The 8,556-nt window shown below is 61.8% G+C and carries 6 protein-coding genes and 1 pseudogene; all 7 read right to left on the reverse strand.

The genetic code is table 11. The features are described 5' to 3' along the window. Positions 1–406 precede the first annotated feature (406 nt). The gene (locus tag ACESL9_RS15800) at positions 407–1,576 is read right to left on the reverse strand and encodes a CaiB/BaiF CoA transferase family protein (protein ID WP_372675157.1); all 1,170 of its coding nucleotides are present in this window, start codon (positions 1,574–1,576) and stop codon (positions 407–409) included. A 363-nt stretch (positions 1,577–1,939) separates the two neighbouring features. Further along, positions 1,940–3,085, reverse strand: a complete 1,146-nt coding sequence (locus tag ACESL9_RS15805) for an acyl-CoA dehydrogenase family protein (protein WP_372675158.1) — start codon at positions 3,083–3,085, stop codon at positions 1,940–1,942. Next, on the reverse strand, positions 3,082–5,064 hold the full coding sequence (locus ACESL9_RS15810) for an acetyl/propionyl/methylcrotonyl-CoA carboxylase subunit alpha (RefSeq protein ID WP_372675159.1): 1,983 nt from the start codon (positions 5,062–5,064) through the stop codon (positions 3,082–3,084). The genes ACESL9_RS15805 and ACESL9_RS15810 overlap by 4 nt, the downstream gene beginning before the upstream one ends. Next, positions 5,061–5,855 carry a crotonase/enoyl-CoA hydratase family protein gene (locus ACESL9_RS15815; RefSeq protein WP_372675160.1) on the reverse strand — a complete coding sequence of 265 codons (795 nt, stop codon included), beginning with the start codon at positions 5,853–5,855 and terminating at the stop codon, positions 5,061–5,063. The genes ACESL9_RS15810 and ACESL9_RS15815 overlap by 4 nt, the downstream gene beginning before the upstream one ends. Positions 5,856–5,858: 3 nt before the next feature. Next, positions 5,859–7,454, reverse strand: a complete 1,596-nt coding sequence (locus tag ACESL9_RS15820) for an acyl-CoA carboxylase subunit beta (RefSeq protein ID WP_372675161.1) — start codon at positions 7,452–7,454, stop codon at positions 5,859–5,861. Next, positions 7,451–8,077, reverse strand: a complete 627-nt coding sequence (locus ACESL9_RS15825) for a TetR/AcrR family transcriptional regulator (RefSeq protein WP_372675163.1) — start codon at positions 8,075–8,077, stop codon at positions 7,451–7,453. Before ACESL9_RS15825 ends, ACESL9_RS15820 begins: the two co-directional genes overlap by 4 nt. Before the next feature lie 281 nt (positions 8,078–8,358). Beyond that, a pseudogene (locus ACESL9_RS15830) lies at positions 8,359–8,556 on the reverse strand (hypothetical protein); the annotation flags it as partial.

Below are 8,556 nucleotides of genomic sequence, written 5' to 3' on the forward strand. Positions count from 1 at the left end.
CGCAGGCTCGATCCGCGCCGATGCTCCGCAAAAATCACGCCGCGTTCCTCGTAATCCAAGTGCTTGTATTGTCTGTCCATCGCAACATCCTATGCCCTCTGGGCCGTGGGTGTCGCACTTGAATCTTGAGACTAAGATGTGTCACGCGCCCAACTCTCTCGTGCCAGTGTCGGACCCCTAGGCCACTTACGCAAAACCCTGCGCACATCTGACGCACACAATGGAACTCACTGGATCGCTTGAACTTTCGCAGGATAGCGGGGCCGCACGCTTCGCTGGCCTATTCATTGTCTGTTCTCCCTTTTCTGGCTGTGGGCGCGTTTGGGTGATCCCGCAGGCCGCACGCATGGTCAGGAAGATCAATAATTATCGAATGTGCGTCCGGCCCGACAATGCCCCTGGTCCGTCACGAATCGACAATGGACGATGCGATCAGTGCCTCGATCTCCGCGAGATCGAGCCCCCATTCCGTCAGTGCCTCCGGTGCCGAGGGGCTGGCGTCGCGCGGCGATATTGAGATGGCGCCGGGCGTTTCGGAAAAGCGGGGAGCAGGGCCCGCCTGGCGGACACCGTCGATTTGGGTGAACACGTCCCGTGTCGTATTTCGCGGATCGGCGGCCGCGTCATCAGGACCAAGAATACCTGTCACGCAGCCGTCCGTGTCGTGGAAGAGCCGTTCCCAATAAGCGCGGGGAGCAGTGCGAAAAAGGTCTTCCAGTGTCTTTGTGCAATGCGCCTCGTCGTCCGTCGTCGTACCGGAAAAGCATGGATCATCGGCAAGTCCCAGCCGGTCGAGCAGGATCCAGCGGAATGCCGGCTCGATCGCTCCCACCGCCACGTATCCGCCATCCGAACAAGCATAGGTGCGGTAGTAGTGCCGCCCGCCGTCCAGCGCGTTGGTGCCTGCGGGTCCGTGCAGGCCCACCGCCGACAACGCAGTCAACAACGAGTAGAGACTTGCCGAGCCATCCACAATGTTTGAATCGACAACCTGCCCCTGCCCGGTAGACTTCGCCGCGTGTATGGACGCAAGCGTGCCGATCACAGCAAAGAGCGCACCACCTGCCATGTCCCCAACGAGCGGCGGCAGTCCTCTTGGGGGAGCGCTGTCGCGCCCGAAAAGCGACAAGGCACCGGACAGCCCGATATAGTTGAGGTCATGCCCCGCCATCTGAGCCATGGGCCCATCCTGCCCCCATCCGGTCACGCGAACATAGGACAGACGCGGATTGGCGGCATGGGCCTCCGACGGACCAAGTGCCAGTCTTTCCATGGTGCCCGGCCGATACCCCTCGATCAGCGCGTCGGCCCGGCCGATCAGTCGCAGGATCAGATTCCGGCCGAGCGCGGATTTCAGGTCCACCTTCACCATCCGGCGCGACCGGTAAAAGATCGAGGCCGCGCCCATCTGGGCGAAATCGAGCGTCGGATCGGGTGCGGGATAGCCGCCGGGACGGTCGATGCGGATGACTCTCGCCCCGAGATCGGCGAGGAGCATCGAGGCGTAGGGCACCGGGCCGATGCCCGTCATTTCGATGATGTTCAGGCCGGTGAGCGGCCCGCGACGGTCAGTCATGGCGGGCCCCCTCCGCCGGACCATCCTTGCTTTCAACGGCGTTGCGATTAGCCTGATTCATGTAGCCGGTGCCTTTGGCATTCCACTCCCTCCTGTCACGCTGCCTGTCTCGGTTGCTCTGAACGTCTGCTGAAAAACAAGCGTTTCGGATGACTCCGAGTATATGTAGAAAGATTGCCTTAGCCGGTTTTGATACGCAGCTTGGCTTCTGCATGGCATCGCGCGTCACGGTACGCAAGGAGGACACCGAGCCGATGCAGGTGCAGTGTCCAATCGCATCTAGCCGGAGAAGCAGTCGACCATATCGGCCAGTGGCCCCCGGATAAGTGCGACACGCGCTTTCGGTCCGAACAGGCGTTGTGTTCACAATCTTTTTGCGATCTCTTCCAGCATAACCTCGGTGGCGCCACCACCGATCGCCTGCACGCGGGCATCGCGCACCATGCGTTCGATGTCGGTTCCGGACATGTAGCCGAAGCCACCGTGAAACTGCTGGCAGTCATACATCACCTTATTGACCAGATCGCCGCACAACGCCTTGATCGCCGAAACCTCGCGTACGCAGTCGTTGCCCTCATCCATGGACACAGCCGTCTGGTAGATCAGCGCGCGCGCCGCCGCCACTTCGGCCCAGCGTTGCGAAAGCCGCTGTCGGATTGCCTGCTTGTCCCACAGGACACCGCCAAAGGCCTTGCGGTCCTTGACGTAATTCAGCGTGATCTCAAGCGCGTGCAGCGCCTCGCCCATGGCCTGCGCACCCAGGACGATGCGTTCGTTCTGGAAGTTCTGCATGATGGCGTAAAAGCCACCGTCGATTTGGCCAAGTACTTGATCGGCAGGGATGCGGACATCCTCGAACACCAACTCTGCCGTGTCCGAACTGCGCCAGCCGGACTTTTCCAGCGGTCGCGCGACCGTGAAACCGGGTGTGCCTTTTTCCACAATGAAAATGGTCGTCCCGCGCGAGGATTTCTGATCCATGTCGGTGCGCGCCGCCACGAAATACAAATCCCCCAGCACCCCGTTGGTGATGTAGAGTTTGCGCCCGTTCAGCGCCCACTGGTTGCCCTCCAACCGAGCGCGAGTCTTGATCCCGCCGACGTCGGATCCTGCATCGGGTTCGGTCACCGCCACTGCCGTTATGCTTTTCCCCGCGATGATGTCGGGCATGTAATGCGCCAACTGGTCCGGTGTGCCCGCGTTGAAAAGATGCGGCGAGGCCATGTCGGTATGCACCAGCGCCGTGATCGCAAAGCCACCATACCCCGAGCGGCCCAGCTCCTCGGCGAATATCACCGTGGCCAGCGTGTCCATCTCGGCCCCGCCATAGGCTTCGGGATAGCGGATGCCGAGAAATCCCAGCTCACCCATCCGGCGCAGCACCTCCCTAGGGGTATGGCCCGCTTCCTCCCAGGCGGCGGCATTGGGGCGGATCTCATCCTCAACGAAGCGGCGCAATTGATCGCGGAAGATGCGGTGTTCATCAGTCAGAAAGCGCATGTCGGTCATGTCTGAGGATCCTTTTCAGGGGCAAGTTGCGCCAGTAGCGCGCCACTTGGAACCGTGGCGCCAACAGGATGTGGTAGTGTGGTCAAGGTGCCATCGCAGGGCGAAGACAGGGTCTGCATCAGTTTCATCGCTTCGAAAACCAGCACCGGATCGCCCTGCTTCAAGCAGGTGCCAATGGGGTGCAGCACTTCGGCCAGCAGGCCGGGCATCGGGGCGGAGATATCGGTGCCGGGCCGCGCAGTGCCCGTTGGTTCGGTCTGCGTGCCATGGGGCAGGCGGATCCTGCGCAGTCCTTCAGTCAGGATGATATCCTGCGCTGCAATCTCTACCGTCACGCGGCGGCGCAGCCCTTCGGTCTCAAGATCAAGCGTGTTGCCGGACAATAGGGCGTATGCGGCGGTTAGCAGAACGACACCTGCGCTGTCGCACACTTCGTGCCCTGTAGGGATTTCACGAACGCAAAGTTCCTCTTCCGCGACTTCATGCCAGCTTGCGCCGCGGCGGCCTGCGGGGGCGGTCAGACGCCAGTTCCCAAGCTTTCCCCATGGCCCGGGTGCCAGGCTGGATTTTGCGCGGGCCAAAGCAAGTGCCAAGGCGGCCAAAGGAGGGGCGTCATCCCCAGTCTGTGCGTTGGCGGGCTGTGCTGAGGCGTTGAGGGAAGGACGCGTCAGAAAATCCGTTCCTAGCCGCGCGGCTGCGAAATCGGGCGTCGCCAGCAAAGCGTCAATTTGCGCGGCATTGGTGCCGATTCCGCCCACCTCCAACGCCGCCAGCCCCACGCGCAGACGGGCAAGCGCGATGGCGCGGTCCGGGCCATGGGCGATCAGTTTGGCGATCATCGGGTCGTAGTGATGCGAGACTACACTTCCTGCCTCGACGGCGCTTTCAAACCGCAGCCCCGGCAGGTCGGGCAGATGCCAACGGGTAACATCGGTCCCCTCCGATCCGTCCAGCACGATTCGGGCCTCGATCGCGGATCCATTGACCGTAATATCGGACTGGGTCAGCGTCAGCGACTCTTCTCTCGCGATCCGCAACTGCCATGCCACCAGATCAACCCCGGTCACCGCTTCGGTCACCGGATGTTCGACCTGAAGCCGGGTGTTCATCTCGAGAAAATGCCAGCCGCCTGTGGTCGGGTTGTACAGATATTCGACTGTGCCCGCGTTTCGATAGTCGATATGCATGGCCAAACGGACAGCCGCCGCGGTCATTGCGGTCCGGATCTCGTCCGGAATATCGGGTGCGGGGGCCTCTTCGATCAATTTCTGGTGGCTTTGCTGGACCGAGCAATCGCGGTCTCCCAGATGGAGCACATGGCCATAATGGTCGCCCAGTACCTGCACCTCGACATGGCGGGCGCTTTCCAGCAGGCGTTCCAGCAGTACGTCCGCGTTGCCGAAAGCCGCCTGTGCCTCGCGCCGAGCCGCAGCCAGCGCCGCAGGAAAATCCGCCATATCATCGACGCGCCGGATGCCGCGCCCGCCGCCGCCCGCGCTGGCCTTGACAAGAAGCGGGACGCCAAGCCCTGCAGCCTCTGCTGTAAGGGTTGCGTCGGACTGATCGGCACCGCGATAGCCGGGCAACACAGGCACACCCACCGCCTCGGCCTGAGCCTTGGCTGCCGATTTCGAGCCCATCAGCGTGATCACATCCGCCGTGGGGCCGATCCACATCAACCCCGCTTGGGTGACAGCTCGCGCGAATTCAGCGTTCTCGGACAGGAAGCCATAGCCCGGATGCACCGCCTGTGCGCCTGCGCGGTTTGCCGCTGCAATCAGCTTGGTCGGATCAAGATAGCTTTGCGTCGCATCGGCCGGACCAATGGGTAGAGCCAGATCGGCCTCATGAACAAAGGGCGCGTCGCGATCGGCTTCGGAATAGACGGCCACGGCACGCAGGCCAAGGGTCTGACAGGCGCGGATGATGCGGCGTGCGATCTCGCCACGGTTGGCGACAAGTATGGTATCAAAGCTCATTTGCCGCTCCGCCATGGCGGAGTCTGGCGTGAAAGGAACGCGTCAATGCCGCTGCGACCCTCAGCGCTGTCCCATGCATCGGCCAGCCGTTCCGATGTCAATGCCACGTGATCCGCCGGGAGCGTTGCCTCGACATCGCGGATCAGTGCCTTGGTGGCGGCCACGGCACCGGGCGCGGCCTCAAGATGGGCGGCCACGACTCCATCCAACGCCGCGTCCAGATCAGAGTCTGGCACGACGCGGTCCAGCAACCCGATCCGTTCGGCGTGTTCCGCATCAAAGGTCTCGCCCGATAGCATCGTGGCGCGCGCCCGCGCTGCACCGATCCGGGCAATCACATGTGGCGAGATGTTGGCAGGGATCAGGCCCAACCGTACCTCTGTCAGGCCGAAACGGGCGACGTGTGCGCCGATGGTGACGTCGCAGACCGCGATCATGCCGATGCCCCCGCCATAGGCCGGGCCATGGATGCGCCCAATCAGCGGTTTCGGCAGATGCGCAAAAGCGGCCAGCATATGACCCAGATCGGCGCTTTGTGCCACGCGCTCGGCCCTGTCCAGCGCCAGCGTGTCGCGGAACCAGCCAATATCGCCGCCCGCGCAGAAACTGCAACCTGCACCGCCCAGCACCACCAGCCGCACGGACACGTCCGCCGCCAATTGCGCCGTTGCGAGGGCAAGGTCTGCGATCAGCGCGGCGTTGAGCGCATTGTGCCGGTCGGGTCGGTTCAGCGTCAGGCGGGCCACGCCCCTTTTGTCGATATCAAGCGTCAGATTTTCAAAGTCCGGCATGGGTCACATCCTGTAAACTGGCGCGAAATGGGCGTCTTCAGGGCGCGAGTTCAGAAGTGACAGGCAAAGCCCCAGCACATCGCGTGACTGCTCGGGTTCGATGATCCCGTCATCCCAGAGCCGCGATGTGGCGTAATACGGATCGCTTTGTTCGGCATATTGGGCGCGCACCTGCGTGTCGATTTTGATCAGATCGTCCTTGGTTGGGGGGTGCCTGACATTACTGCGACTCAGTTCCAGCATCACGTTTGCGGCAATATCAGCGGACATGGTCGCCAGCTTGGCCGAGGGCCATGAGAACAGGAAATCGGGCCGGAAACCGCGCCCGCACATCCCGTAATTGCCCGCCCCATAAGAGCCGCCGACGATGACCGAAATCTTGGGCACCCGCGCGTTGGCCATGGCATAAACCATCTTGGCGCTGTCCTTGGCGATTCCTCCACGCTCGGCTTTGGTCCCGACCATGAAGCCGGTGATATTGTGCAAGAACAGAAGTGATATGTGCCGCTGGTCGCAAATCTGGATGAATTGCGCCGCCTTGAGCGAGGCATCCGAAACTAATGCGCCGTTGTTACCTATGATGCCCACAGGGCAGCCATGGATCGCTGAGAAGGCGCAAACGGCACTAGTTCCCCATTCGGGTTTGAATTCCGACATGTCAGAACCGTCGACCAGTCGCGCCATGACCTCGCGCGCGTCATAGGGGCGCTTGGGGTCGGCGCTCACGATGCCGGGAATGTCGGCCTGGTCAAGCGCGGGTGGCTTTACCGCGCGTGGTGCCTGCCAGCCCGCGCGCGGGTCGGGAAGATCGGCGACAAGTCTGCGCAGGAGGGTCAGTCCCTCCGCTTCGGTTTGTACCCGGTGATCGGACACACCCGACACCGTCGTATGCATCAACGCCCCACCGAGGGTCTCTCCATCCACGTCCTCGTTTATTGCGACCTTGACGATCGATGGCCCGCCCAGATGGATGCGGGAATTGCCCTCGACCATGATGACCTGATCCGCCAGCGCGGGTATGTAAGCGCCGCCAGCCGTGCAGCCGCCAAAGACCAGCGCGATCTGCGCCAGCCCCGACGCGGACATTCGGCACTGCCGCCAGAAGGCGTTGCCAAAATGGTCGCGGTCGGGAAAGACCCGGTCCTGTTCGGGCAGATAGGCGCCGCCGCAGTCCACCAGATAGAGGCAGGGCAGTCGCAGATTGGCTGCGATTTCCTGCGCGCGGGCGTGTTTCCTGACGGTTTCGTGAAAGAAGCTGCCACCTTTGACGGTGGCGTCATTGGCGATGACCGTCACCGGCCGTCCCTGCACGATGCCGATGCCGGTCACGATACCAGCTCCTGGCACTTCGTTGTCATACTGACCCCATGCAGCCAGCGGCGACAGTTCAAGAAACGCGGTGCCCGGATCGCAGAGCCGGTCGATCCGGTCGCGCACCAGCAGTTTACCGCGCGCTAGATGGCGGGTGACATGGGCTGCGCTGCCACCCTCGGAGACATGCGCCATGCGGGCGCGCAGAAGGTCGGTCATGGCGTGATACGCCGTGAGGTTGGCTTGGAATTCGGCGCTGTCGGTCCGGACCTTGGTAAAAAAACTCATGGCTTTCCTCCTGCCAGCAGACCATGAAGCAGCAGATTAACCAGATGATCGGCCAATGCCTCCAAATCCATCCGCGCTGGATCAACCCACTCCAGTGTGGCGTTCAATGCTCCGATCACAAAGGCAACGTGGCTGGGCAACAGCTCCGGATGGACGGTGCAGGTCGGAGCCAGAAGCCCGGACCAGATTGCCTGATAAGCGCGGCGTTCCGCCAGATTTGCGCGCCGCAGATCCCCGGGCAATTGGCCAAAAATGCGCACATTGGCCGAGGTATAATCACTGGCCCCGTGCAGGGCGCGCAGATGTGCGTGCATAGCGGTTGCTATCCGCACTTGCACGTTTGCATCCGGCGGCAATTCCATAAGCGCGGCTGTGACAGCCTCTCGCACGACGAGGATCCCTTGATCCATTACTGCGATGACAAGTTCGTCCTTGGAGGCGAAATGATAATATAGGCTGGGGGTCCGCAGCCCCACTTCCGTAGCTATATCGCGCATCGACACCGCAGCGTAGCCCCGCGTACGGAATTGCCGTGCGGCAATGTCAAGGATCTGTCCGGGCCGCGCCGCTTGGTGGGCGACGCCGACTTGTGCCTCTTGCTCTGTTCGCGTGGGCCGCACCATCAGCGCCTCTCTATATAATCTACCTAGCGTTACATAGATTATATAAAATGTTCAATGGTGGGAATGCGCAGAAACCGGGCTGGGCAAACATTGGACATCAGAGCAGGAGGGATGGTTCGATTGGACTATAGCCGCTCTTGATCAGAGCAACGACACCCTCCTGAATCGGACGCAGAATTATACGTTGCTGAACACGAAGTCGGTGTGACCCTTGAAGAGCGGCGGCCGGGGCTGATCGACGATGCCGGGCTCAATTTTTGGCGACGGTCACCTCGTTTTTCTCAGGTCGAGTCGGTGTGACTGCTGATCATCCGTTGATCGATTTCCGGCTCGTCCCATTTCATCGCGACGCCCATCCAGCGCTCGATGGTCGCCTGCAGCTTGGGATCGTTGGCCTCGAGATGGAACGTGTAGAGGCGGTTAACGATCTCCTGCATCAACTGGCGCATCTCGTTCTCGTCGATGTGCGAGACCTCCGA

The organism is Aquicoccus sp. (genome assembly GCF_041686535.1).
GTDB lineage: Bacteria > Pseudomonadota > Alphaproteobacteria > Rhodobacterales > Rhodobacteraceae > Aquicoccus.

Bases quoted from the DNA above. Each gene is read 5' to 3' on its own strand.
- ACESL9_RS15800 (WP_372675157.1), bottom strand. From the start codon at position 1,576: ATGACTGACCGTCGCGGGCCGCTCACCGGCCTGAACATCATCGAAATG.
- ACESL9_RS15805 (WP_372675158.1), bottom strand. From the start codon at position 3,085: ATGACCGACATGCGCTTTCTGACTGATGAACACCGCATCTTCCGCGAT.
- ACESL9_RS15825 (WP_372675163.1), bottom strand. From the start codon at position 8,077: ATGGTGCGGCCCACGCGAACAGAGCAAGAGGCACAAGTCGGCGTCGCC.
- ACESL9_RS15810 (WP_372675159.1), bottom strand. From the start codon at position 5,064: ATGAGCTTTGATACCATACTTGTCGCCAACCGTGGCGAGATCGCACGC.
- ACESL9_RS15815 (WP_372675160.1), bottom strand. From the start codon at position 5,855: ATGCCGGACTTTGAAAATCTGACGCTTGATATCGACAAAAGGGGCGTG.
- ACESL9_RS15820 (WP_372675161.1), bottom strand. From the start codon at position 7,454: ATGAGTTTTTTTACCAAGGTCCGGACCGACAGCGCCGAATTCCAAGCC.